The sequence below is a fragment of the Achromobacter mucicolens genome (assembly GCF_029866465.1).
Classification (GTDB): domain Bacteria; phylum Pseudomonadota; class Gammaproteobacteria; order Burkholderiales; family Burkholderiaceae_B; genus Achromobacter; species Achromobacter mucicolens.
The window spans coordinates 625,932-649,899 of sequence record NZ_CP123364.1; the positions used below are offsets into that span (position 1 = coordinate 625,932).

22 protein-coding genes are annotated in these 23,968 nt (G+C 64.0%); 18 read left to right on the plus strand and 4 right to left on the minus strand.

What is annotated here, in order from left to right:
* The first annotated feature begins 63 nt into the window (after window positions 1–63).
* From QEP15_RS02815 to erpA, 10 genes are all read left to right on the plus strand, one after another.
* Window positions 64–1,218, plus strand: coding sequence for an ABC transporter substrate-binding protein (locus tag QEP15_RS02815; RefSeq protein WP_056327833.1), 1,155 nt, complete (start codon window positions 64–66; stop codon window positions 1,216–1,218).
* A 168-nt stretch (window positions 1,219–1,386) separates the two neighbouring features.
* On the plus strand, window positions 1,387–2,268 hold the full coding sequence (locus QEP15_RS02820; protein ID WP_056327834.1) for a branched-chain amino acid ABC transporter permease: 882 nt from the start codon (window positions 1,387–1,389) through the stop codon (window positions 2,266–2,268).
* 3 nt (window positions 2,269–2,271) lie between these two features.
* Complete coding sequence (locus tag QEP15_RS02825; RefSeq protein ID WP_056327835.1) at window positions 2,272–3,147, plus strand: branched-chain amino acid ABC transporter permease; 876 nt, start codon at window positions 2,272–2,274, stop codon at window positions 3,145–3,147.
* Window positions 3,140–3,928: an ABC transporter ATP-binding protein gene (locus QEP15_RS02830; protein WP_056327836.1), complete on the plus strand. Its 789-nt coding sequence runs from the start codon at window positions 3,140–3,142 to the stop codon at window positions 3,926–3,928. The genes QEP15_RS02825 and QEP15_RS02830 overlap by 8 nt, the downstream gene beginning before the upstream one ends.
* Before the next feature lie 55 nt (window positions 3,929–3,983).
* Window positions 3,984–4,694, plus strand: a complete 711-nt coding sequence (locus tag QEP15_RS02835) for an ABC transporter ATP-binding protein (protein WP_056327837.1) — start codon at window positions 3,984–3,986, stop codon at window positions 4,692–4,694.
* Window positions 4,695–5,014: 320 nt separating this feature from the next.
* The gene (gene rplM, locus QEP15_RS02840) at window positions 5,015–5,443 is read left to right on the plus strand and encodes a 50S ribosomal protein L13 (RefSeq protein ID WP_008163100.1); all 429 of its coding nucleotides are present in this window, start codon (window positions 5,015–5,017) and stop codon (window positions 5,441–5,443) included.
* Window positions 5,444–5,452: 9 nt separating this feature from the next.
* Entirely contained in the window at window positions 5,453–5,845 is a 393-nt protein-coding gene (rpsI, locus tag QEP15_RS02845; protein WP_008163098.1) for a 30S ribosomal protein S9, read from the plus strand.
* A gap of 198 nt (window positions 5,846–6,043) precedes the next feature.
* Window positions 6,044–7,108 carry an N-acetyl-gamma-glutamyl-phosphate reductase gene (gene argC, locus QEP15_RS02850; RefSeq protein ID WP_056327838.1) on the plus strand — a complete coding sequence of 355 codons (1,065 nt, stop codon included), beginning with the start codon at window positions 6,044–6,046 and terminating at the stop codon, window positions 7,106–7,108.
* A gap of 42 nt (window positions 7,109–7,150) precedes the next feature.
* On the plus strand, window positions 7,151–7,897 hold the full coding sequence (locus QEP15_RS02855) for a DUF6776 family protein (protein WP_056327839.1): 747 nt from the start codon (window positions 7,151–7,153) through the stop codon (window positions 7,895–7,897).
* 86 nt (window positions 7,898–7,983) lie between these two features.
* A complete protein-coding gene (gene erpA / locus QEP15_RS02860; RefSeq protein ID WP_056327840.1) occupies window positions 7,984–8,355 on the plus strand; it encodes an iron-sulfur cluster insertion protein ErpA in 372 nt (123 codons plus the stop codon).
* A 74-nt stretch (window positions 8,356–8,429) separates the two neighbouring features.
* On the opposite strand, the gene QEP15_RS02865 is transcribed toward erpA, so the two are convergent.
* Window positions 8,430–9,509, minus strand: coding sequence for an anhydro-N-acetylmuramic acid kinase (locus tag QEP15_RS02865; protein WP_280148884.1), 1,080 nt, complete (start codon window positions 9,507–9,509; stop codon window positions 8,430–8,432).
* A 140-nt stretch (window positions 9,510–9,649) separates the two neighbouring features.
* Window positions 9,650–11,059 (minus strand): M23 family metallopeptidase, encoded by a 1,410-nt coding sequence (locus QEP15_RS02870; RefSeq protein WP_056327841.1) that lies wholly within the window; start codon window positions 11,057–11,059, stop codon window positions 9,650–9,652.
* 256 nt (window positions 11,060–11,315) lie between these two features.
* Here QEP15_RS02870 and tyrS point away from each other — a divergent pair, with 256 nt between their 5' ends.
* From tyrS to nrdR, 4 genes are all read left to right on the plus strand, one after another.
* Entirely contained in the window at window positions 11,316–12,545 is a 1,230-nt protein-coding gene (gene tyrS, locus QEP15_RS02875; RefSeq protein WP_152383345.1) for a tyrosine--tRNA ligase, read from the plus strand.
* A gap of 71 nt (window positions 12,546–12,616) precedes the next feature.
* Window positions 12,617–13,270, plus strand: a complete 654-nt coding sequence (locus tag QEP15_RS02880; RefSeq protein WP_056327843.1) for a YbhB/YbcL family Raf kinase inhibitor-like protein — start codon at window positions 12,617–12,619, stop codon at window positions 13,268–13,270.
* Window positions 13,271–13,595: 325 nt separating this feature from the next.
* Entirely contained in the window at window positions 13,596–14,846 is a 1,251-nt protein-coding gene (gene glyA, locus QEP15_RS02885) for a serine hydroxymethyltransferase (RefSeq protein WP_056327844.1), read from the plus strand.
* A 218-nt stretch (window positions 14,847–15,064) separates the two neighbouring features.
* Window positions 15,065–15,544 (plus strand): transcriptional regulator NrdR, encoded by a 480-nt coding sequence (nrdR, locus tag QEP15_RS02890; RefSeq protein ID WP_056327845.1) that lies wholly within the window; start codon window positions 15,065–15,067, stop codon window positions 15,542–15,544.
* Here nrdR and QEP15_RS02895 read toward each other — a convergent pair.
* Window positions 15,541–16,500 (minus strand): GlxA family transcriptional regulator, encoded by a 960-nt coding sequence (locus QEP15_RS02895; RefSeq protein ID WP_056327846.1) that lies wholly within the window; start codon window positions 16,498–16,500, stop codon window positions 15,541–15,543. The two genes, nrdR and QEP15_RS02895, sit on opposite strands and share 4 nt — an antisense overlap.
* Before the next feature lie 20 nt (window positions 16,501–16,520).
* Window positions 16,521–17,084: a cysteine hydrolase family protein gene (locus QEP15_RS02900; RefSeq protein WP_128829912.1), complete on the minus strand. Its 564-nt coding sequence runs from the start codon at window positions 17,082–17,084 to the stop codon at window positions 16,521–16,523.
* Window positions 17,085–17,296: 212 nt separating this feature from the next.
* Between QEP15_RS02900 and ribD the strand changes: the two genes are divergently transcribed.
* The 4 genes from ribD (at window position 17,297) to QEP15_RS02920 (ending at window position 23,890) form a co-directional block, all read left to right on the plus strand.
* On the plus strand, window positions 17,297–18,412 hold the full coding sequence (ribD, locus tag QEP15_RS02905; protein ID WP_425285984.1) for a bifunctional diaminohydroxyphosphoribosylaminopyrimidine deaminase/5-amino-6-(5-phosphoribosylamino)uracil reductase RibD: 1,116 nt from the start codon (window positions 17,297–17,299) through the stop codon (window positions 18,410–18,412).
* Between the two features lie 739 nt (window positions 18,413–19,151).
* Window positions 19,152–21,068, plus strand: a complete 1,917-nt coding sequence (locus QEP15_RS02910) for a PrkA family serine protein kinase (RefSeq protein WP_370458365.1) — start codon at window positions 19,152–19,154, stop codon at window positions 21,066–21,068.
* Between the two features lie 12 nt (window positions 21,069–21,080).
* Window positions 21,081–22,340 carry a YeaH/YhbH family protein gene (locus QEP15_RS02915; RefSeq protein ID WP_142051287.1) on the plus strand — a complete coding sequence of 420 codons (1,260 nt, stop codon included), beginning with the start codon at window positions 21,081–21,083 and terminating at the stop codon, window positions 22,338–22,340.
* The gene (locus tag QEP15_RS02920) at window positions 22,337–23,890 is read left to right on the plus strand and encodes a SpoVR family protein (RefSeq protein WP_280148410.1); all 1,554 of its coding nucleotides are present in this window, start codon (window positions 22,337–22,339) and stop codon (window positions 23,888–23,890) included. Before QEP15_RS02915 ends, QEP15_RS02920 begins: the two co-directional genes overlap by 4 nt.
* Window positions 23,891–23,968 lie beyond the last annotated feature (78 nt).

A 23,968-nucleotide genomic window follows, 5' to 3' on the forward strand; every position in this document is an offset into this window, starting at 1 on the left:
CGGCAGGATTACATCAGCCCGGATTACCAATATTCCGAGACAGACTTTAAGGTGGTAACAACCATGCAATCCAAGACCAAAAAGCTGCTGGCTGCGCTGATCGCCGCCGGTATCGTCCCGGCCGCCCACGCAGCCGACATCAAGCTGGGCGTGGCTGAAGCCCTGTCCGGCGGCGCCGCCCAGTACGGCGTGTCGATCCGCAACGGTTTTCAGCTCGCGGCTGACCAAATCAACGCGGCCGGTGGCATCAACGGCAACAAGATCGTGCTGGTGATCGAAGACGAGCAAGGCAAGAAAGAAGAAGCCATCAACGTCTTCAAAAAGCTGATCTTCAAGGACAACGTCCTGATGGTCTTCGGTCCCACCCTGTCGAACTCCGCCCAGGCCGCCGACCCGGTCGCCCAGGCCGCCAAGACGGTCGTCTTTGGCACCTCCAACACCGCCGATGGCATCACCTCCATCGGCAACTACGTGTTCCGCAACTCGGTCACCGAAGCCGACGTGCTGCCCGCCACCATCTCCACCGTCAAGGCCAAGACCGGCCTGAAGAACGTGGCGGTGCTCTACGGCAACGACGACGTCTTCACCAAGAGCGGCTACGACAACTTCAAGAAGGCCCTGGAAGACCAGAAGATCCCGGTCACGACGACCGAAACGTTCGCCAAGGGCGACGTGGACTTCAAGGCCCAGCTCACCAAGATCAAGGGCACCAACCCCGACGCCATCGTGCTGTCCGCACTGCTGGCCGAAGGCGCCCCGATCATGGTCCAGGCCCGCCAGCTCGGCCTGAACGTGCCCGTCATCGGCGGCAACGGCATGAACTCGGTCAAGATTTTCGACTTGGCCCCCGGCGGCGCGTCGAACAATCTGTGGATCGGCAGCCCGTGGTCGATCGAAAACAAGTCCCCCGAGAACACCAAGTTCATCGACGCCTACAAGGCCAAGTTCACGAATGCCCCCGACCAGTTCGCGGCGCAGTCGTATGACGCGATGTACATCGTCGCCCAGGCCCTGAAGAACACCAAGCTCACCGGCGAACTGCCCAAGGATCGCGCTGCCCTGCGCGACGCCCTGCCGTCCGTGACCTGGACCGGCGCCACCGGCCCGTTCAAGTTCCGCCAGGCCAATGATCGCGCCGGCAAGCCGGCCGGTTACGACGCCGACCAGGCGCCGATCGTCAGCGTGACCAAGGACGGCAAGTACGTCATCGAGAAGTAAGCAGTACGCATCCCCGCGCGGGGGGATGCGCCTTGCAGATGGCCTCCCGGCCGTCCGCAAGGCGCTTTTTATCGCAGGGCCTCACCAAGTAGAAAGCTTCCCCGGAAGCACACCAGACCTCGCTGTGGGCACGGCGAGGCGGCCCTATCAGATTTGGAAAGTCCCATCATGTTCGAACAACAATTCGTCAATGCCTTGTCGCTGGGCTGTGTGTATGCACTGTTCGCGCTGGGCTTCACGCTGATCTTCGGCGTGCTCGGGGTGATCAACCTGGCGCATGGCGCCGTCTTCATGGTTGGCGCCTACGCAGCATTGGTCGTGGTCGAGCAATTCAGCCTGCCCTTGTGGGCCGCGCTGATGGTCGCGTTCTTCGTCGCCGGCTTTACCGGGGTCATCATCGACTACCTGGTGCTCAAGCCGCTGCGCAAGCGCAACGCACCCCACCTGATTCCCATGATCGCCACCATCGGTGTCGGCATCATCCTGAACAACGGCGCCCAAAGCATCTTTGGCGCCAGCAATCTGCGCTTCCCGCACGGCACCGTGCCCGAGGAAGTCATCGAAGTCGCCGGCCTGCACCTGACCGTCATCGAACTGGGGATCATCTTCCTGTCGTTCGCGCTGATGGCCGTGCTGATGTTCGTGATGCGCCGCACGCAGTTCGGCCGCGCGCTGCGCGCCATCGCCGAATCGCCCAAGGCCGCCTGGCTGCTGGGCATCAACGTCGAAAAGCTGTTCATCACCACCTCGTTCGCCGCGGCCGCCCTGGGCGGCGTGGCCGGCGTGCTGATCGGCCTGTACTCGAACGCGCTGTTCCCGCTGATGGGCCAGCCGATGCTGCACAAGGGCATCGCGGTCATCATCCTGGGCGGCATGGGCGACATCCGCGGCGCCATGCTGGGCGGTCTCTTCCTGGGCTTCGCCGAGGTGCTGTCCGTCGCTTACATCGGCTCCACCATGCGCGACGCGGTGGCTTTCGGCCTGCTGTTCCTGATCCTGCTGGTCCGCCCGCAAGGTCTGTTCGGCAAAGTGGTTCAACGCAAGGCTTAAGGTATGAGCGGATTCGAAAATTTCTGGGCCATCTACGGCAACCTGGTGCTGACGCTTGGCACCAATGCACTCCTGGCCCTCTCCATCTGGCTGACGCTGGCCTGCGGCATGCTTGCCATGGCCAACGCCGCCTTCATGGGCATCGGGGCCTACACGGCCGCGCTGCTCACCATGAATTACGACGCGCCCTTCGCGGTCGCACTGGCAGGCGGCATGGCCGCCCCGGCGCTGGTCGCGGCCCTGATCGGCCTGCCGACGCTGCGGCTGTCGGGGGTCTATCTGGCGATGGCCACGCTGGGCTTCGGCGAAGTGGTCCGCGTGACCATCCTGAACACCGAGTCCATCACCGGCGGCGCGCTGGGCCTGAACGGCATTCCCCAACTCACGCAGTGGTGGCATGTGCTGCTGGCCGTGATCATCGTGCTGTTCGTGCTGTGGCGCGTGCGCGCCTCCAAGATCGGCCGTTCCTTCGACGCCATCCGTGGCGACGAGACCGCGGCCGGCATGATGGGCATCGACGTGCGCGCCAACAAGATGCTGGCCTTCGTGGCCGGCGCGGTGATCGCCGGTCTTGCCGGCGCGCTGAACGCGCACCTGACGTTCTTCATCGGTCCCAACGAATACGGCTTCGACCGCGGCGTCGAAATCCTGACGATGGCGATCCTGGGCGGCATCGGCGGCCTGGCCGGCCCCGTGCTGGGCAGCTTCATCATTACGACGCTGCCCGAATTGCTGCGCGGATTTGCGGATCTGCGCCTGATCGCGAATGGAGTGATCCTGGTGGTGATTGTGTTGTTCCTGCCGCAAGGCATCTGGGATCCGGCGCGCTTCAAGCGCTGGATGCGTCAAAGCCGCCAGGGAGGAAAGCGCCATGCTTGAGCTCTCCTCCGTCTCCAAGAGCTTTGGCGGCCTGCATGTGCTGCATGACGTCAGCCTGTCGGTGCCCGAGGGCGCCATCTTCGGCCTGATCGGCCCGAACGGCGCCGGCAAGACCACGGTGTTCAACCTGATCACCGGGCTGCTCCCGCCGAGCGGCGGCTCCATCACCTTCCAGGGCGAGAGCGTGCTGCGCAAGAAGCCGCACAGCATCACGCGCATGGGCATCGCCCGCACGTTCCAGAACATCCGTCTCTTCAAGGAGATGACGCTGCTGGAAAACGTCGTCGTGGGCGCCTACCGCCACATGAACTACGGTTTCCCCAGCCTGCTGCTGGGCCTGCCGGGTTACCGCGAACACGAGCAGCGCGCCCGCGAACGCGCGCACGAGCTGCTGACGTGGATGCGCCTGGACCACAAGGCCAACGATCTGGCCGACAACCTGTCCTACGGCGAGCAGCGCCGCCTGGAGCTGGCGCGCGCGCTGGCCACCGAGCCCAAGCTGCTGCTCCTGGACGAGCCCGTCGCCGGCATGAACACCGGCGAACGCGCCGAACTGATGCGCGAGATCCTGGCCATTCGCGACCGCGGCTACACCATCCTCATGATCGAGCACGACATGCGCTTCGTCATGGGTCTGTGCGAACGCATCGCGGTGCTGAACTTCGGCAAGATCATCGCGTGCGGCGGTCCCGAGGACATCCGCAACAACGAACAGGTCATCGAGGCCTACCTGGGCCGCGAAGACGACGAAGACACCGAACAAGCGGAGGCCGCCCGATGAGTCGCCGGGCCGCTCCCAAGACGAATACCGCAGCGCGACGCGCGGAGGCTACACAATGAGCGCCATGCTGGAAGTCCGCGGGCTCGAGGTCAACTACGGCCACATCGAGGCCGTGCGCGGCATCGACCTGGACCTGAACGCCAACGAAATCACCGCCCTGGTCGGCGCCAACGGCGCCGGCAAGTCGACGACGCTGCTTGCGCTGTCGGGCCTGTTGCCCAAGGCGCGCGGCCGCATCCTCTTCGAGGGCGAAGACGTCACCAACCTTGCGCCGAACCAGCTGGTCGCGCGCGGCATCGTGCAGGTGCCCGAAGGCCGGGCCATCCTGACCACCATGACGGTGCTGGAAAACCTGGAACTCGGCGCCTATCGCCGCGGCCTGAAGAACGTCGCGTCCGATCTGGAATACGTGTTCAACCTGTTTCCGCGCCTGAAAGAGCGGATCAGCGGCATGGCCGGCAACCTGTCCGGCGGCGAGCAGCAGATGCTGGCCATCGGCCGGGCCCTGATGGCCAAGCCGCGCCTGCTGCTGCTGGACGAGCCCTCGATGGGCTTGGCGCCGATCGTCGTGCAGGAAATCTTCCGGTCGCTGCGTGCCATCAACGCCGACGGCCTCACGCTGTTCCTGGTCGAACAGAACGTGCGCCAGGCGCTCAAGATTGCCCAGCAAGGCTACGTGCTTGAAAACGGCGCCATGGCGCTGACGGGCACGGGCCGCGAACTGCTCGGCCACCCGCGCGTCCTGGAAGCCTACCTGGGTGCCTGACGGGCAGGGGGCGGCATGCGTCCCCTGATGAATTTTGCGGCGGCTGTCCTGGAATGGCCGCTGCGAATCGCCTGAATTCTGTCCGCTTGCCCATTTTTTGAGCAGCCGTGTTAGAATTTCAGGCTTTCCCTCATTTTGACCTTTGCACGGGCGGATTCATAACGCTTAGGCGGGGGGCGATAAGGGCTGGAATTTGTGCCTGAATGGCTGTAACCCGAAGGGCTGCAATAGCCAAAGGGCTGCAAATTTCTGCCTAGTCTGGGAAAGAATGCTGGCTGGATGTTCTAGCCAGAGCAAATTTTTTATTCTTAGGAACCATCATGAAGACCTTTGTGGCCAAGCCGCATGAAGTCCAACGTGACTGGTTTGTGATCGACGCCAAGGGCAAAGTCCTCGGTCGTGTGGCCAGCGAAGTCGCACGTCGTCTGCGTGGCAAGCACAAACCTGAATTCACGCCTCACGTTGATACCGGTGACTACATCGTCATCATCAACGCGTCCGATATCGTTGTTACCGGCGCCAAGGCGAAAGACAAGAAGTACTTCCGCCACACGACGTACCCGGGCGGTATCCGTGAAACGAACTTCGAGAAAATGCAAGAGCGTTTTCCCGGCCGTGCCATTCAGAAGGCCGTCAAGGGCATGCTGCCCAAGGGTCCTCTGGGCTACGCCATGATCAAGAAGCTGAAGGTCTATGCTGGTGCCGAGCACCCGCACACCGCCCAGCAGCCCAAGACGCTGGATATCTAAGGAAACGCCATGATCGGTAACTGGAATTACGGAACCGGCCGTCGCAAAACTTCGGTGGCTCGCGTTTTCATCAAGAAGGGCACTGGCAAGATCGTCGTCAACGGCAAGCCCGTCGACGAGTTCTTCGCTCGTGAAACTGGCCGCATGGTCGTGCGCCAGCCGCTGGAACTGACCGGCCACCTGGAATCGTTTGACATCAAGGTCAACGTGCACGGCGGCGGCGAAACCGGCCAAGCCGGCGCCATCCGTCACGGCATCACGCGTGCCCTGATCGATTACGACGCCACGCTGAAGCCCTCGCTGTCGCAAGCTGGCTTCGTGACCCGCGATGCCCGTGAAGTCGAACGTAAGAAGGTCGGCTTCCGCAAGGCGCGTCGTCGCAAGCAGTTCAGCAAGCGTTAATGCCCTGCAAAAAGCCCGCTTCGGCGGGCTTTTTGTTTTTGGGCCGGCAATGCAATGTCATCGCCGGCCCCGCGCGCGGAACTCCGCGCCACGCGTTCGGTCGGAAAATGGTTTGCAGTGGCAATTGCAGCACGCCTGCCGCATTACCCGTATTCCCGAGCGATACAATCGTTATTCGTTCTCCGAAGAGCATTCATCATGGCCCAAGCATCGAACACCCGCATCAAGGTTGGTATCGTCGGCGGCACCGGATACACCGGTGTCGAACTGCTGCGCTTGCTTTCGCAGCATCCCAACGTGGAATTGACTGCCATCACGTCCCGCAAGGAAGACGGCCTGCCCGTCGCCGACATGTACCCGAACCTGCGCGGCCGTGTGAAGCTTGCATTCTCGGCCCCGGAAAAGGCTTCGCTGACTGACTGCGACGTCGTCTTCTTCGCCACGCCCCACGGCGTGGCCATGGCGCAGGCGCAAGAGCTCATCGCCGCCGGCACGCGCGTCATCGACCTGGCCGCCGATTTCCGCCTGCAGGACATCCCCACGTTCGAACGCTGGTACAAGATTCCCCACACCTGCCCGGACATCCTGGCCGAGTCGCAATACGGCCTGGTCGAACTGAACCGCGAAGCCATCTCCAAGGCGCGCGTCATCGGCAACCCCGGCTGCTACCCCACCACGGTGCTGCTGGGCCTGGCGCCGCTGCTTGAAGGCGGCAAGGCGCTGGTCGATACGCAAACGCTGATCGCCGACTGCAAGTCGGGTGTGTCCGGCGCCGGCCGCAAGGCAGAGGTGGGCTCGCTGTTCTCGGAAGCGTCCGACAACTTCAAGGCCTACGGCGTGGCCGGCCATCGCCACCACCCCGAAATCACCGCCCAGCTGGAAAAGCTGGCCGGCGGCAAGGTGGGCCTGACGTTCGTGCCGCATCTGGTGCCGATGATCCGCGGCATGTTCTCCACCATTTACGCCCGCATCCAACCCGAGGCGCGCGACACCGACTTCCAAGCCCTGTTCGAAGCGCGCTACGCCGATGAACCGTTCGTGGACGTCATGCCTGCCGGCAGCCATCCCGAAACGCGCTCGGTGCGCGGGTCCAACAACCTGCGCATCGCGCTCAGCCGCCCGGGCAACGGCGACCTGCTGATCGTCATGGTGGTGCAGGACAATCTGGTCAAGGGCGCCGCCGGTCAGGCCGTGCAGAACATGAACCTCATGTTCGGCATCCCCGAAACGATGGGCCTGGACCAGGTCGCCATCCTGCCGTAACGCCAAGGCGGCCCGTTTGTCGGGCCGCCAATATTGCGCTTTATGCCCGCAGATCCAGCCGCCCGTTCCCCATCGCGAAGTCACGGCGCAGTCGTGCGCCTGTGCGCGATGCTGCTGCTGGGCGTGCTGGTGGGCGGGATCGCCGGGTTCTTTCACGCGCGCCAGCTCTATCGTCCGCAGGACGCCGTGGTCATCAGCGTCCAGCAGGCCGAGGCGCAGGACGAGGCCATGCGTCAGCAGGCCACGCAACTGCGCTACATTCGCGGCCAGCTCGATAAGGCCGATGGCGAACTCGTCATCGAGCGATCGGCCCGCCAAGAACTCGAAACCCAGCTTCACGCCGCCCAAGCCGAACTCGGCCGCGTGCGTGACCAGCTTGCCTTCTATGAACAGCTGCTACCGCCAGGCCCTGAGGGCTCGGTGGACATTCGCAGCATGCAGATCGACCGCGAGGGCGGCGGCTTGCGGTACAAGGTCCTGCTGATGCGCAGTGGCCGCAATGGCGGTACGCCCTTTGCGGGCGCGCTGCGATTTCAGGCCACCGGCGTGCTCAAGGGCGAAACCGTCACGGTGGATCTGGCGCCCATGCAGCTCAAGGCCGAGACCGGCCCCGTCACGGCCACCGGAGAAAACCTGACCGCCGCGTCGCTCGCCCTGCAGTTCGACCAGTATCAGCGCAGTCAGGGCATCCTGGCCGTGCCTGACGGATTTGTCCCCGAAAGCGTGACTGTCAGCGTCCTCGAGGGGGAAACCGTCCGCGCTTCGCGCAGTGTCAAGCTTGAACTTTGAGTCTGGTCAAGCCCTGCGCTATAGTGACACCATACGAGCGGCGACGCCGCTCACTGAATTTTGGCCGTACCGGCCAGGAGTGAACCATGAATGCAGTGACCGAAACCGTCGACCTTCAGGCCCCCCCGCCTGTTCCCCTGGTGTTCACCGACTCGGCTGCCGCCAAAGTGAAAGACCTGTTGGCCGAAGAAGGCAACCCCGAATTGAAGCTGCGCGTTTTCGTGCAGGGCGGCGGCTGTTCCGGCTTCCAGTACGGTTTTACGTTTGATGAAGTCGTCAACGAAGACGACACCGTGCTGGACAAGGCCGGCGTGCAATTGCTCGTCGATCCGATGAGCTTCCAGTATCTGGTCGGCGCCGAGATCGACTACAAGGAAGACCTGGAAGGCGCGCAGTTCGTCATCCGCAATCCCAACGCCAGCACCACCTGCGGCTGCGGCTCCTCGTTCTCGGTGTAATCACCCAGGCAGGAAAGATAAAAAGCCCTTCGGTTTGCCGAAGGGCTTTTGCATGGGCGCGTGATGGATCGCGCTCAGGCCGGATACAGCGCTCCAAGAATCCTTGCGCCGCGCGCGCCCGTCACACTGGGCAGGCCGGCCGGCTTGCCGGTCATGAACGCGTGCGCCAGCCAGGCGAACGCCAGGGCCTCCACCTGTTGCGCAGGCACGCCCAGGGCGTCGGTCGCGTGGACGGGGCGTTGCAGGCAAGACGCCAGTTCCTGCATCAGGCCGGCGTTGTGGGCGCCGCCGCCGCAGACAAAGACTTCTTGCGTGCCCGCTGCCGCCCGGTCGATGGCGTCCGCCACGGTTCTGGCCGTCAGCCGCTGCAGCGTGGCCTGAACGTCCTCCGGCGCGGGCGCGGCGCCGTCGAATTCGGCCAGTCGGGCGTCGAGCCATTGCATGTTGAAAAGGTCGCGGCCCGTGGATTTGGGGGGCGGCAGGCCGAACCACGGCTCGCTGCCGATGAGTTGTTCAAGCAATGGCGCCAGCGCCTGCCCCGAGGCCGCCCAGCGGCCCCCGGCGTCGTAAGGGCGGCCCAGATGCCGTTGGCACCAACCATCCAGCAGCACGTTGGCCGGGCCGGTGTCGAAGCCGCGCGCCGGCTGCCCGGGCACGAGCAGCGTCACGTTGGCGATGCCGCCCAGGTTCAGCACGGCGCGCCCGTGGCTGGCGCCGAAGATGGCGGCGTGAAACGGCGGCACCAGCGGTGCGCCCTGGCCGCCAGCGGCAACGTCGCGCGAACGGAAGTCGGCCACGACGGCGATGCCCGTCAGTTCCGCCAGTAGGGCGGGTGCGTTCAGTTGCAGGGTGTACCCAAGGTCCGGGCGGTGACGCACGGTCTGGCCGTGCGCGCCGATGGCGCTGACGTCGCTGGCGGCCACGCCGGCATCCGCAAGCAATGCCGACACGGCTTGGGCATAGACACGCGCCAACGCATTGGCCGCGAGCGCCGCGCGGGCAAGTTCGTCGCCGCCCGATTCGTTCAGCGACAGCAGCTCGTGCCGCAGATTCTCTGGCATGGGGAGGCTGGCGTTGGCCAGCACCTGAGGCGCCTGGCCGTCGTCCAGACGGGTCAGCACGCCGTCGACGCCGTCGACGCTGGTGCCGGACATCAGGCCAATGTAGAGCGTGCGGCGGTCCTGCTGGATGGGCTGGGTGGCATTCACGGGCGCCTCCAAAGAAAAAGGCGGCTAGGGCTTGATGCCCCGCCGCCGCACCCGCTGCGCGCGGGCCTGTTTTTTTCGGACCTGCCTTAGCGGCTGGCCACGTTGGTCAGCGCGTCGGGCAGCGTCTGCTGGAACTGCGTCAGCAATTGGATCTGCTGCTTGTAGGGGCCAACCGCCTGGTTGAACGCGCGCACTTCCGCGGGTTCGAGGGCGCGGGCCACGGGCAGGTCCACCGACAGCGGATCGATGGGCTGGTTGTCGACGCGGAACTCGTAGTGCAGGTGCGGGCCGGTGGCCCAGCCGGTGGAACCGACGTAGCCCAGCAGTTGGCCCTGCGACACCTTCGAGCCCTTGGTGACGCCTTCGGCGATGCGGCTCTGGTGCGCGTAGAGGGTCGAGTACTTGCCGTGGTGCTTGACGATGACCACGTTGCCGTAGCCGTTCTGCCAGCCCGAGAATTCGACCGTGCCGTCCGCGGTGGAGTGGATCGGCGTGCCCGACGGCGCGGCGTAGTCCACGCCCTTGTGTCCCGTCCAGGTCTTGTGGATGGGGTGCATGCGCATGCCGAAGGTCGAGCTGATGCGGCTGAACTTCAGGGCGGTGCGCAGGAAGGCGCCGCGCAGGCTGGTGCCGTCGAAGTCGTAATAGGAGCCGGTCTTTTCGTCGGGGCTGAACCAGACGGCGTTGTAGGTCTTGCCGCCGTTGATGAATTCCAGGGCCAGCACGCGGCCGGCGCCAGCGTAGCGGCCGTCGTGCGAGCGCACTTCGTAGACCACGCGGAATTGATCGCCCTGGCGCAGGTCGCGCAGGAAGTCGATCTTGGCGCTAAGGATGTCGGCCATTTGCATGGTGACCGAGTCGGGAATGCCGGCCGAGTCCGTGGCGCCGAAGAGCGAGGACTTGATGGTGCCGACCGCGACGCGGGTCTGGCGTTCCGTGCTTTCGGTGACTTCCTCGGCCTTGTAGCCGTCGCCGGACGGGGCAACGTGCAGCATGCGCGTCACGACCTGGCCGTCGGTCTCGTTGCCGGGCGTGTGGATGTAGCGCAGCCACACCAGATTGCCCGCTTCGTCCGTGGCGGCTTGCACCGAGCGGCCCGGGTACAGCTTGTAGATGCTGCGGGCGCTGGCGTCGTGGGTCAGGAACGACTGGAGATTGGGGGCGTCGAGTTCCAGGCGCTGCAGCACCGCCGACAGCGTGTCGCCCGGACGGATCCGGGTTTCGCTGATGTAGGGGGCGGCGCTGGGCGTGCTGACTTCGACTTGCTCGGCGGTCAGCGGCAGAATGCTCTGGATGACGCGCGAGGGGGGGAGTTCGGTGCGGTCGGGTTGCTGCACCATGCCGAGAGCGGCGGCGCCTGCGAACAGACCAATTGCGGTGACGAGAAGCGTGCGGCGGAAAAGTCCCGAGCGATGGGGCTTGGGCTCAACGGGCGCAAATACGGCAGCGACTTTGCGCTTGAGGCCACTCGCCAGTTCGTGGAGGCCACGATTCATCGTGAAAATACCCTCTCAGGTGGCTTGAACTCGCAGGGTGCGGTACACGAACGGCCCTCGCGCGCACCGTTTCCGGGGCAAGGGCTGGCGCGGGGGCGCATCTTGTGAACAAGGGATGTAGAGCGAACGCAACTGCGTACATATGGCAGTTGCGTATGATTAGGCCGGTATCCTAGCTGATTCGGCTAGAATTTACGATAGTTTTCGTCACTTTTTACACCTTTTTGTCGGCTGAAGCCGCATTGGCCCCCCTGTCATGTCACCCACCGAAGCCCCCATTACACCTGAAGTCGAAGCCGATCTGCGTATAGCCAAGCGCGGCTGCGATGAGCTGCTGGTCGAAGCCGAATTCGCCCGCAAGCTGGCCAAGAGCCGCGCCACTGGCGTGCCGCTGCGCATCAAGCTTGGCCTGGATCCGACCGCACCGGACATCCACCTGGGCCACACGGTGGTGCTGAACAAGATGCGCCAGCTCCAGGACCTGGGGCACAACGTCATCTTCCTGATCGGCGACTTCACCTCCACCATCGGCGACCCCAGCGGCCGCAACAGCACCCGCCCGCCGCTCACGCGCGAACAGATCGAGGCCAACGCCAAGACCTATTACGCGCAGGCCAGCCTGGTGCTGGATCCGGCCCGCACCGAGATCCGCTACAACTCAGAATGGTGCGACCCGCTCGGCGCCCGCGGCATGATCCAGCTCGCGTCGCGTTACACGGTGGCGCGCATGATGGAGCGTGAAGACTTCACGAAGCGCTTCAAGGGCGGTATCCCGATCTCGGTCCATGAATTCCTGTATCCGCTGATGCAGGGTTACGACTCGGTCGCGCTGAAGTCAGATCTGGAGCTGGGGGGCACCGATCAGAAGTTCAACCTGCTGGTCGGGCGCGAACTGCAAAAAGAGTATGGACAGGAGCCGCAATGCATCCTGACGATGCCGCTGCTGGTCGGGACGGACGGCGTAGAGAAGATGTCCAAGTCCAAGGGCAACTACATCGGCATTTCGGAGTCGCCCGATTCCATGTTCGGCAAGCTGATGTCGATCTCCGACACGCTGATGTGGCGCTACTTCGAACTGCTGTCCTTCCGCTCGCTGGAGGAGATCGCGGCGCTCAAGCAAGAGATCGATGGCGGGCGCAATCCGCGCGATGCCAAGGTGATGCTGGCGCAGGAAATCATCGCGCGCTTTCATTCCGCCAAGGCCGCCGACGATGCGCTGGCCTCGTTTGAGGCGCGTTTCCGCGACGGCGCGATTCCCGACGACATGCCCGAGGTCAATATCGGCGGCGCGCCGGTGGGTATTCTGAAGCTGTTGCGCGAAGCGGGTCTGGTCGCCTCCGGGTCGGAAGCGCAGCGCAACGTCGAGCAGGGCGGGGTGCGCGTCAACGGCGATCGCGTGGAAGACAAATCGTTGCAATTGCCGGCCGGGACTTACGTCGTTCAGGTGGGCAAGCGAAAGTTCGCCCGTGTTAACTTGAACCCGTAATTGCGAAGTTTTGATACGCTGAGGGTACAGACAGGGGCAGAGCGCCTTTGCGGCATTTACAGGAGCACGACATGGAACTTTCGAGTTTGTCATTTTCCGATCACGAGTCGATTCCCGAGCGCTACGCATTCGGCAAGATCGATGCGCAATCGCACGTCGCGCTGGCAGATAACTTCAACCCGCAGTTTTCCTGGGACGACGTCCCCGCGGGCACACAGTCGTTTGCACTGATCTGCCACGATCCGGATGTGCCCTCGCGCCCAGACGACGTCAACCAGGAAGGCCGCGAAGTGCCCGCCGACCTGGCCCGCGTGGATTTCTTCCACTGGGTGCTGGTGGACCTGCCGGCCGACCTGCGCGAGATCGACGAAGGCGCGTTCTCCAACGGCATCACGCCGCGCGGCAAGGGTGGCCCGCTGGCGCCCATGGACGCGCGCCAGGGCATCAACTCCTACTCGTCGTGGTTCGCCAATGACCACGACATGAGCGGCGAGTACTTCGGCTACGACGGTCCTTGCCCGCCCTGGAACGATGCCCTGGTGCATCGCTACATCTTCACCCTGTATGCGTTGGACGTGCCCAGCCTGAACCTGCAGGGCTCGTTCACGGGCGAAGACGCGCTGCGGGCGATCCAGAAGCACGTGCTGGCCAAGGCATCGCTGACCGGGACCTATACGCTGAACCCCCGGCTCGCGCCCAAGCAAATCGGGGCCACGTCGGCCTGACGCTCAGCCAGATGTACGCAGGGCCGCCCAGTGCGTCCCTTTTTCATGGCGGCAAGGCCGCGGCGCGGCCGGACACCCCGTTGGCCGTGGCGTGAACACCCTTGCATGAAACTTTCTCAAGTCGGCATGAGTGCCGTTTCCGGCCGCGTGGGCAAGCCGTGGTTTTCGCGCCCGTGCGCCGGAATTTGGCGCGGTTCCGGTGGTTTTAAGCGCAAATGATCCCGCGCGACGGGGTAAACTACTCAGCATTCTCCGGGTTTACCCGCCCGACGCCGTTTTCTTATCTGCCGTTTCTTTTCCATTACCGCCTCAGGAAACCCCCGTCATGTTTGACCGCAACCTCACCTTGTCCAAGGCTGACCCGGACGTTTGGGCCGCCATCCAGAAGGAAGACCAGCGCCAAGAGCAGCACATCGAGCTGATCGCTTCGGAGAACTACGCCAGCCCCGCCGTCATGGAAGCGCAGGGCACGCAGCTCACGAACAAGTACGCCGAAGGCTACCCGGGCAAGCGGTACTACGGTGGTTGCGAATACGTGGACGTGGTCGAACAGCTGGCCATCGACCGCCTGAAGCAGATCTTTGGCGCCGAAGCCGCCAACGTGCAGCCCAACTCGGGTTCGCAGGCAAACCAGGGCGTGTACATGGCGGTCCTCAAGCCGGGCGACACTGTGCTCGGCATGAGCCTGGCCGAAGGCGGCCACCTGACGCACGGCGCGTCGGTCAACGCCTCGGGCAAGCTGTACAACTTCATCTCCTATGGTCTGGACGAAAACGAAGTCCTGAACTACGACCAGGTCGAGCAGTTGGCCAAGGAACACAAGCCCAAGCTGATCGTGGCTGGCGCGTCGGCCTACGCCCTGCACATCGATTTCGAACGCATGGCCCGCATCGCCCGTGAAAACGGCGCGCTGTTCATGGTCGACATCGCCCACTACGCCGGCCTGGTTGCTGGCGGCGCCTACCCCAACCCGGTCCCGCACGCCGACTTCGTCACCTCGACGACGCACAAGTCGCTGCGCGGCCCGCGCGGCGGCGTCATCATGATGAAGGCCGAGCACGAGAAGATCATCAACTCGGCGATTTTCCCCGGCATCCAGGGCGGTCCGCTGATGCATGTCATCGCCGGCAAGGCCGTGGCCTTCAAGGAAGCGCTGGAACCCGGGTTCAAGGACTACGCGCAGCAAGTCGTCAAGAACGCCAAGGTGCTGGCCGACACGCTGGTCAAGCGTGGCCTGCGTATCGTCTCGGGCCGTACCGAGAGCCACGTCATGCTGGTGGACCTGCGTTCCAAGGGCATCACGGGCAAGGAAGCCGAAGCGGTGCTGGGCCAGGCCCACATCACGGTCAACAAGAACGCCATCCCGAACGATCCGGAAAAGCCCTTCGTGACCAGCGGCATCCGCCTGGGCACGCCGGCCATGACGACCCGCGGCTTCACCGAAGCCGACGCCGAACTGACGGCCAACCTGATCGCCGACGTGCTGGACAACCCGCGCGACGAAGCCAACATCGCCGCCGTGCGCGCCAAGGTCAATGAATTGACCTCGCGCCTGCCGGTTTACGGCAAGAAGTAAGCGGGCGACCCGGGCGCGGCCATGCCGCGAACGGGAATCGGGCAAAGGGACGGTTTCGCAAGACGCCGTCCCTTGTTCTTTTTGGGCATGCAGGCGGCGTCCTGCCTGGCAATCGGCCAGGCGGCCGCGGCTGGGCAGTCGTCCGAATTGACGCTTTGCATCATGCCCGTCGTTACAATATGCTCAATTATTGCCATCAGCGCCTTTAGGGATCACACATGCGGTGTCCATTTTGCGGCAATGCCGAAACGCAGGTTGTCGACAGCCGGGTCTCCGAAGAGGGCGACGCCATCCGCCGTCGCCGCCGCTGCCTGTCCTGTGACAAGCGGTTCACCACCTACGAACGGGTGGAGCTTGCCATGCCGTCGATCGTCAAGCGCAATGGCAGCCGCAGCGAATACGATCCCGTCAAGCTGCGCGCAAGCCTGAGCCTTGCGCTGCGCAAACGCCCCGTCAGCACGGAGGACGTGGATGCCGCCGTCGCCCGGATCGAAGAGCAATTGCTGGCCAGCGGCCAGCGTGAGGTGCCGTCCGAACATATCGGCGAGCTCGTCATGAACGAGCTGCGCAAGCTGGATAAGGTGGCCTACGTGCGTTTCGCCTCGGTCTACAAAAGCTTCGAGGACATCGGTGAATTCGTCGAAGCCATCCGCGAGATGCAGGGCCCGCTGCTGCCGGGCAAGCTGCGCAAGGACTAGCCAGGCGCCCCGCGCATCAGGCTGGGCGTCAGCGGCTGGAATTTGCGCCACACGCGGCGCATGTGCTGCGCCGATCCAAATCCCGACTTTTCCGCCACGCGTTCCAGGTCCAGCCGGGTGTCGCGCAGCAGGTCGCGAGCCAGCGCCACGCGGATCTGATACAGGTAATCCATCGGCGTGCACCCCGCGTGCTCGCGAAACAGGCGCGTCAGGTGCCGGGCACTGGTGTGCGCCTGGTCCGCCAGCGACTGGGCCGACCAGGGGGCGGCGGGATCGCGGATGACGGCATCCTGCACCCGGTGCACGCCCGGATGCATATGACTGCGATGGTCCAGCCACGGCGACAGGGCCGAGTCCGAGCCGGCGCGGCGCTGGTAGACAACCATGTCGCGCGCCGCCTCGCTGGCCACGCGCGGGCCGCAATGGCGCGCCACCATGTGCAGCGCCAGATCGATCCCCGCCGTGATGCCCGCGCTGCTGACGAGGTTTCCGTCTTCGACGAAGATGCGGTTGTCCAGCAGGCGCGCGGTGGGATCAAGGGCGGCGAGCTCTTCCAGGCAGGTGTGGTGGGTGGTGCATTCGCGCTGCCGCGTCAGCCCCGCCGCGGCCGCGAACAGCGCGCCCGCGCAGACCGTCATCAGGGTGAAGCCGTCGGCCGGATGCCGGGCAGCCAGCCACGCCACGATGGCGCGCGCGTCCTCATCGTCCAGGCGCGTGTGCTTGCCCACCACGCCCGAGACGATGACCAGCGCGTTTGCCGGCAGCACGGCCGGCAGGGGCTGCAAGCGCGCCAGGTGCAGGCCGGGAATGCCGCTTTCGACGTCGCGGGAGGGGCTGCAGAAATGCTGGGTGAATGTGCCCGGGCACAGCTTGTTGGCCACGCGGAAGGCCTCCGCCGGACCGGCGAGGTCCAGGAGGACGATGCCGCGCGGCACCACGAAGTACACCGGAACCATCTGCGCCTCCCGCCTGCGCGTTACACGGCCAGCGCGTCGGCGGCGCGGACGATGCGGGCAAAACGGCCTTGCAGCACCAGCTCGGTCCGATCGCGGATCTCGGCCGGCGTGTAGGTCCTGCCCGACGGGCTTTGCATCGCGAAGGTCAGCGTGGCGTCAGTCGGAAAGACCACCTTGAAGCCGGCATCGCTGGCATGGCGCGACGTGGTTTCGCAGCATTGTTCGGTGCGGATACCAGCCACGATGATGCCTTCGATGCCGTGCTTGAGCAGCCAGTCGTGCAACGAGGCGCCGGTTTCATCCTTCGCGTAGAGCGACGAATGGACCGTCTTGTGGAACACCGCGGTCGGAGCAATACGCAGTTCCTTCAACGTCTTGACGTGTCCGGAGGCGAGCGAAAAGGGGTTCGCGGGATCATCGGACGGGCTGGTGTGAAACACCTGCAGCACTGGAATGTCCTTGGCCTGGGCGCCATCGATCAGGGCCTGAATCTGCGAAATGAACGCCGGATACTCCGATTCGTCCCAAAACGGACGTTGGCGGAAAGAGTCTTGTACGTCGATAACGATAAGTGCCTGTTTCATTTCCGGGCCTCCTGGCCATGGATTCAAGGGGTACGGCGCTATTTTTACTCCGAACCGGCTCGGCGGCGAGCGCTATCCGAGACGGCGGGCGGCCCAAAACGGACATCCGTATCCTGGCGCGGCGGCATGGGGGCAAAGCCGGGCGGGACGGCGCCGGCGGACATACAATCGCCGGCATGGACATTTCCCGCGACTCCGACGACCTCTTCTGGATGCGACGCGCGCTGGCGCTGGCGCAGACCGTCATGACGACCACCGCGCCCAACCCCCGGGTCGGCTGCGTCATCGTGCGTGACGGCCGCGTGCTGGGCGAGGGCGCGACGCAGCCGCCAGGCGGCCCGCATGCCGAAATCTGCGCGCTGCGCGACGCGCAGTCGCGTGGCGAGTCGGTGGCAGGTTCCACGTTGTACGTCACGCTGGAGCCCTGCAGCCATTTCGGCCGCACGCCGCCTTGCGTGGATGCGGTGCTGGCGGCGCGGCCGGCGCGCGTGGTGGTCGCAATGGGCGATCCGAATCCGCTGGTGAACGGCCAGGGGCTGGCGCGCCTGCGCGACGCCGGCATCGCGGTGACGACGGGCGTTTGCCGCGAAGAGGCGCTGGCGGTGAACGCCGGCTTCATCTCGCGCATGAGCCGCGGCCTGCCGTGGGTGTGGATGAAGATGGCGGCGTCGCTGGACGGCCGCAGCGCGCTGCATAACGGCATGTCGCAATGGATCACGGGTCCTGAGGCGCGCGCCGACGGGCACCGCTGGCGCGCGCGCAGTTGTGTCGTCCTGACGGGCATGGGCACGGTGCAGAAGGACGATCCCCAACTGAACGTGCGCGACGTCCAGACGCCGCGCCAGCCGCGCAAGGCCGTCGTGGACGGCCGTTTCGAGATCCCCGAAACCGCGCGGTTGTTCGACGGGGCGCAAGTCATCGTGTTCACCGCGCGCGAGGACGCCGCAAAGGCCGCGCGACTGGCGGACAAGAACGCGCGTGTCGTGTGCTTGCCCGGGACGGAACCGGGGCGCGTCGATCTGCCCGGGATGATGCGCTGGATGGCTGCCGAGCAGTTCAACGAGGTCCACGTCGAGGCCGGCGCGGGCCTGAGCGGCGCGCTGGTTTCCGCTGGCTGCGTCGACGAACTGCTGCTGTATCTGGCGCCGGTGCTGCTGGGCGACGCGGCGGGCATGGTGCGCCTGCCGATGCTGGAGCATCTGGACGCCGCGCGGCGTTATGAATTCACCGATGCCGTGCGCGTGGGTGCGGATCTACGCGTTCGCGCGCGTGTCGCCGGCACGTGGCGCCAATTGATGGAAAGCGTGGCGCTGCCCGCGCTGTCGTAGCAAAACCGCTGCTAGCACTCCGAGGGTTCGGCTGCCAATCCGCGTAGAGCCGCGCGCTGCCTGCGTCTTGGCGGCGCGGGGCTGCCGATGCGACGTGCCGTATTGCATGACCGGCATCGGCATGCGCGGCGTCAATCGTGTTTCGCGCGATTACGCGCACGCGCAATTCGCACAAAATGAATTGCCACGAGCCGGTCACAGGCTTAGCATAAGACGCATGACTTGGCGCTACGCGCTCACGGACCCCCCGCACAGCCGCCGCGCGCCCTCGTCACCACGGATTCCCGTGCCGCGAATCGGCGCAGTTCAACACCGACCGGCACGACACTGAACGAAGACGCAAAGCGCCGTTCAGGACGTTCGCTGCGATCGCATGGCGGACGTTTCGGGTTTATCCCGGCTCATAAGAATCCATTGGATATCGCTCATTCCGTCATTTCATTGCCGAGCATTTCATGTGCGGCTGCGTCAGGCACGCTATATGCGGCTCTATGCTGAAAACGACTGTGCGAATTCGCTCACCAACGTTGCAACCCTGATGGAACTTGTTTCCGAGGGGTGCAGCCTAAACAGAAAGGGTCCGATCGTGCTTATGGTTGATGTGTGGCGAAAGCAACATAACGACCTGCCGAAAACGCCGACAGCGAAGTTGTTTAGTAATTCGCAGGCGCTGATGCACAATGGGCATGTAGGGACGTATTGAATTTTTCGCGTGTTGTAGGAGGTTTCCGTGCAAAACATCGTCGAAGGCTTCAAGTCGCAGTATGCAAGAGAGCAGGAATCGGAGCTCTCGCTCGAGGAGTATCTGAACCTCGCCAAGCGCGATCCCATGGCCTACGCCAGCCCCGCTGAGCGCATGTTGGCCGCGATCGGCGAACCTGAGATCGTGGATACGCGCAACGACCCACGTCTTTCCCGTTTGTTTTCCAACCGGACCATCCGACGCTATCCGGCGTTCCAGGAGTTCTACGGCATGGAGGACGTGATCGGACAGATCGTCGCGTTCTTCAAGCACGCCGCGCAGGGACTGGAGGAGCGCAAGCAAATCCTCTATCTGCTCGGGCCGGTGGGCGGCGGCAAGTCGTCCATCGCGGAACGGCTCAAGGCGTTGATGGAAAGTTTTCCGATCTACGCCCTGAAGGGATCGCCGGTCAACGAATCGCCGCTCGGGTTGTTTCATCCCGAACGGTTCGGCGACATGCTCGAAAAGGAATACGGCATTCCGAAGCGCTACCTGACCGGCATCATGTCGCCGTGGGCAGTCAAGCGCCTGAAGGAATTCGACGGCGACATCTCGAAGTTTCGCGTCGTGCGCCTGAACCCTTCGGTGCTGCGCCAGATCGCCATCGCCAAGACCGAGCCGGGCGACGAGAACAATCAGGACATTTCGTCGCTGGTGGGCAAGGTGGATATCCGCAAGCTCGATCGCCATTCGCAGGACGACCCCGACGCCTACAGTTACTCGGGCGGGTTGTGCCTGGCGAACCAGGGGCTGCTCGAGTTCGTGGAAATGTTCAAGGCGCCGATCAAGATGCTGCATCCGCTGTTGACGGCCACCCAGGAAGGCAACTTCAAGGGCACGGAAGGCTTCTCTGCCATCCCGTTCAACGGCACGATCCTGGCGCACTCGAACGAATCCGAGTGGCAGACCTTCCGCAACAACAAGCACAACGAGGCGTTCCTTGACCGTATTTACATCGTCAAGGTGCCTTACTGCCTGCAGGTTTCAGAAGAGGTCCGCATCTACGAGAAGCTGCTGCATCACAGCTCGCTGTCCGAAGCGCCGTGCGCGCCCGGAACGCTGGACATGATGGCGCAGTTCTCGGTGCTGACGCGTCTGAAGGAGCCTGAGAATTCCAGCATCTATTCCAAGCTGCGGGTCTACGACGGCGAAAGCCTGAAGGATGTCGATCCCAAGGCCAAGGCGCTGCAGGAATACAAGGACTATGCGGGCACCGACGAAGGCATGACCGGGGTCTCAACGCGTTTCGCGTACAAGATCCTGTCCAGCGTCTTCAATTACGACCAGACCGAAGTGGCCGCCAATCCGGTGCATCTGATGTACGTGCTGGAGCAACGCATCGGCCGCGAAGACTATCCCGACGAGATCCGCCGGCGCTACCTGGAGTTCATCAAGGGCTTCCTCGCGCCGCGCTACGCGGAGTTCATCGGCAAGGAGATCCAGACCGCCTACCTGGAGTCCTACTCCGAGTACGGCCAGAACATCTTCGACCGCTACGTGACGTTTGCCGACTGCTGGATCCAGGACGAGGAATTCCGCGATCCCGAAACCGGCGAAAGCTTCGACCGTAGCGCGCTGAACGATGAGCTGGAAAAGATCGAGAAGCCGGCGGGCATCGCCAATCCGAAGGACTTCCGCAACGAGATCGTGAACTTCGTGCTGCGGGCGCGCGCCAACAACAGCGGCCGCAATCCGAACTGGACCAGCTATGAAAAGCTGCGCGAAGTGATCGAGAAGAAGATGTTCTCGAACACGGAAGACCTGCTGCCGGTGATTTCGTTCAACGCCAAGGCCTCGGCCGAGGACAAGTCGAAACACCAGAGCTTCGTCGACCGGATGGTGGAGAAGGGCTACACGGAAAAGCAGGTCAGGCTGCTGTGCGAGTGGTATCTCCGTGTGAGGAAGTCTTCCTGAGCGAGGTGAATCATGAATTCACTGATCGATCGCCGTCTTAACGGTCGCAACAAGAGCGCCGTTAACCGGGAGCGCTTTCTTCGGCGTTACAAGGATCAGATCCGCAAGGCGGTGCACGGGATGATCCGTGACCGCTCGATCCAGGATATGGATCAAGGCGGTGAGATCAACCTGCCCGCTCGCGATATCTCCGAGCCGACGTTCCGGCACGGCGCGGGCGGCGACCGCGAGATGGTGCATCCGGGCAATCGCGAATTCGCCAAGGGTGACACCTTCGACCGGCCGCAGGGCGGGCAGGGCGAAGGCGGGTCCGAGCCGGGCGAAGGCGAGTCGGTGGACCAGTTCACCTTCAGCCTGTCGCGCGCCGAATTCCTGAACCTCTTTTTCGAGGATCTGGAATTGCCGCACCTGGCGCGCAACCAGCTTGGCGAGGTCAGCCAGAAGAAGTGGCAGCGCGCCGGCTACACGACCACGGGCTCGCCCAGCACGCTCAGCATCAGCCGCACGCTGAAGTCGTCGCTGGCGCGGCGCGTGTCGCTCGGCGTGAAGGCGCGCGCCGACCTCGAAGACGCGGAAAAGGCGCTGGAAGAGGCCAAGGCGGCGGGCGCGCCCGCAGCGCGCCTGCGCGAACTGGAACAGGACGTCGAGGACTGCCGTGAGCGCCTGGCGCGTGTACCGTTCCTGGACGACCTGGACCTGCGCTATCGCAATCGCGTGTCGGTCGCCATCCCCATGGCGCGCGCCGTCATGTTCTGCCTGATGGACGTGTCCGGCTCCATGGACGAGGGCAAGAAGGATCTCGCCAAGCGCTTCTTCACGCTGCTTTATCTCTTCCTGTCGCGCAAGTACGAGCACGTCGACCTGGTTTTCATCCGCCATACCGACAACGCCGAGGAAGTCGACGAACACACCTTCTTCTACGACCCCAAGAGCGGCGGCACGATCGTGCTGTCGGCGCTGGAGCTGATGCGCGAGATCCTGGAAAAGCGCTACCCGCCGGCCGCATGGAACGTCTATGCGGCGCAGGCCAGCGACGGCGACTCGTTTGGCGCCGACGCGGGCAAGAGCGCGCGATTCCTGGCCGAGCATCTGCTGCCCTCGACGCGCTACTTCGCCTACATTGAAATTCCCGACTCGCAAGAGGCTCGCAAGAGCAGCCTGTGGGCCGAGTACGAACAGAAACTGGAACCGCATTTCGTCATGCGGCGCATCTGCGACCGCGGCGAGATCTTTCCCGTGTTCCACGACCTGTTCAAGAAGGAGACCGCATGAACGCCAACATGGGTGCTCTCGCGGAGCCGGGGTCGGGCGGTGCCACCGTGCCGATCTCGCAGGGTTCCGAATGGACGTTCGAACTGATCCAGACCTATGACGACGCGATCTCGCAGATCGCCCGCGAATACGGTCTGGACACCTATCCGAACCAGATCGAGGTCATCACCTCGGAACAGATGCTGGATGCCTACGCATCGGCGGGCTTGCCCATTGGCTATCCCCACTGGTCCTATGGCAAGGAATTCATCCGCAACGAGCAGTTCTACCGCCGCGGCATGCAAGGGCTGGCGTACGAAATCGTCATCAATTCCAACCCCTGCATCTCCTATTTAATGGAAGAGAATTCCATGCCGATGCAGGCGCTCGTGATTGCGCACGCCTGCTACGGGCACAATTCCTTCTTCAAGGGCAACTACCTGTTCCGGCAATGGACGGACGCCGATGGCGTGCTGGACTACCTGGTCTTCGCGCGCAAATACGTGATGGACTGCGAAGACCGCTACGGCATCGACGCCGTGGAGTCGCTGCTGGACTCCTGCCATGCGCTGTCGCATCACGGGGTGGATCGCTACAAGCGGCCGACGCCGGTCTCGTACAAGGAAGAGGCGACCCGCCAGGCCGAGCGCGAAGAACACGCGCGCCTGCAATACAACGACCTGTGGCGCACGCTGCCGCGGATCGAGGCGGACAAGGACCCCCGCGTTGCGGCAACCGTGTTTCCGCCCGAGCCCGAGGAAAACCTGCTGTACTTCATCGAGAAGTACTCGCCCAAGCTGGCGCCGTGGCAGAAGGAACTGGTGCGCATCGTGCGCAAGGTCGCGCAGTACTTCTATCCGCAGACCCAGACCAAGGTCATGAACGAAGGCTGGGCCACGTTCTGGCACTACACCATCCTGAACCGCCTGCATGACAAGGGGTTGGTGAACGATGGCTTCATGATGGAGTTCCTGCAAAGCCACACTAACGTCGTCAGCCAGCGCGGCTTTGACGAGCGCGGCTATGGCGGCATCAATCCCTATGCGCTGGGCTTTGCGATGATGTCGGACATCCGCCGCATCTGCGAAGCGCCCACGCCCGAGGATCGCCGCTGGTTCCCGGACATTGCGGGCGGCGACTGGCTGAAGACGCTCGACTTCGCCATGCGCAACTTCAAGGACGAATCCTTCATCTCGCAGTACCTGTCCCCGCGGCTGATCCGCGAGTTCCGCTTCTTCGCCATCTCGGACCATCAGGCCAACCCCAAGCTGGAAGTGGCCGCGATCCACGACGACGAGGGCTACCGCGACATTCGCCGCCTGCTTGCCGCACAGCACAACCGCGACAACCAGGTGCCCGACATCCAGGTCATCCGCTTCAACCGCGACACCGACCGCTCGCTGGTGCTGCGCCACCTGAAAAGCCGCGGCCGGCCGCTGGCGGGCGAGGATGCCGAACAGGTCATGAAGCACCTGGCCCGCCTGTGGGGATTCCGCGTCCGGCTCGAAGAGACCGAACCGGACGGCACGATCAGCTCCTACCGGGAGCAGGACCCGCCGGCGTCGAAGTAAAGCCGTTGGCAGGGGAAGGGACGCGCGTAGTGCGTCCCTTTTTGTATGGCCGCTTGCTGTGTGGCCGCGCATTCTGCT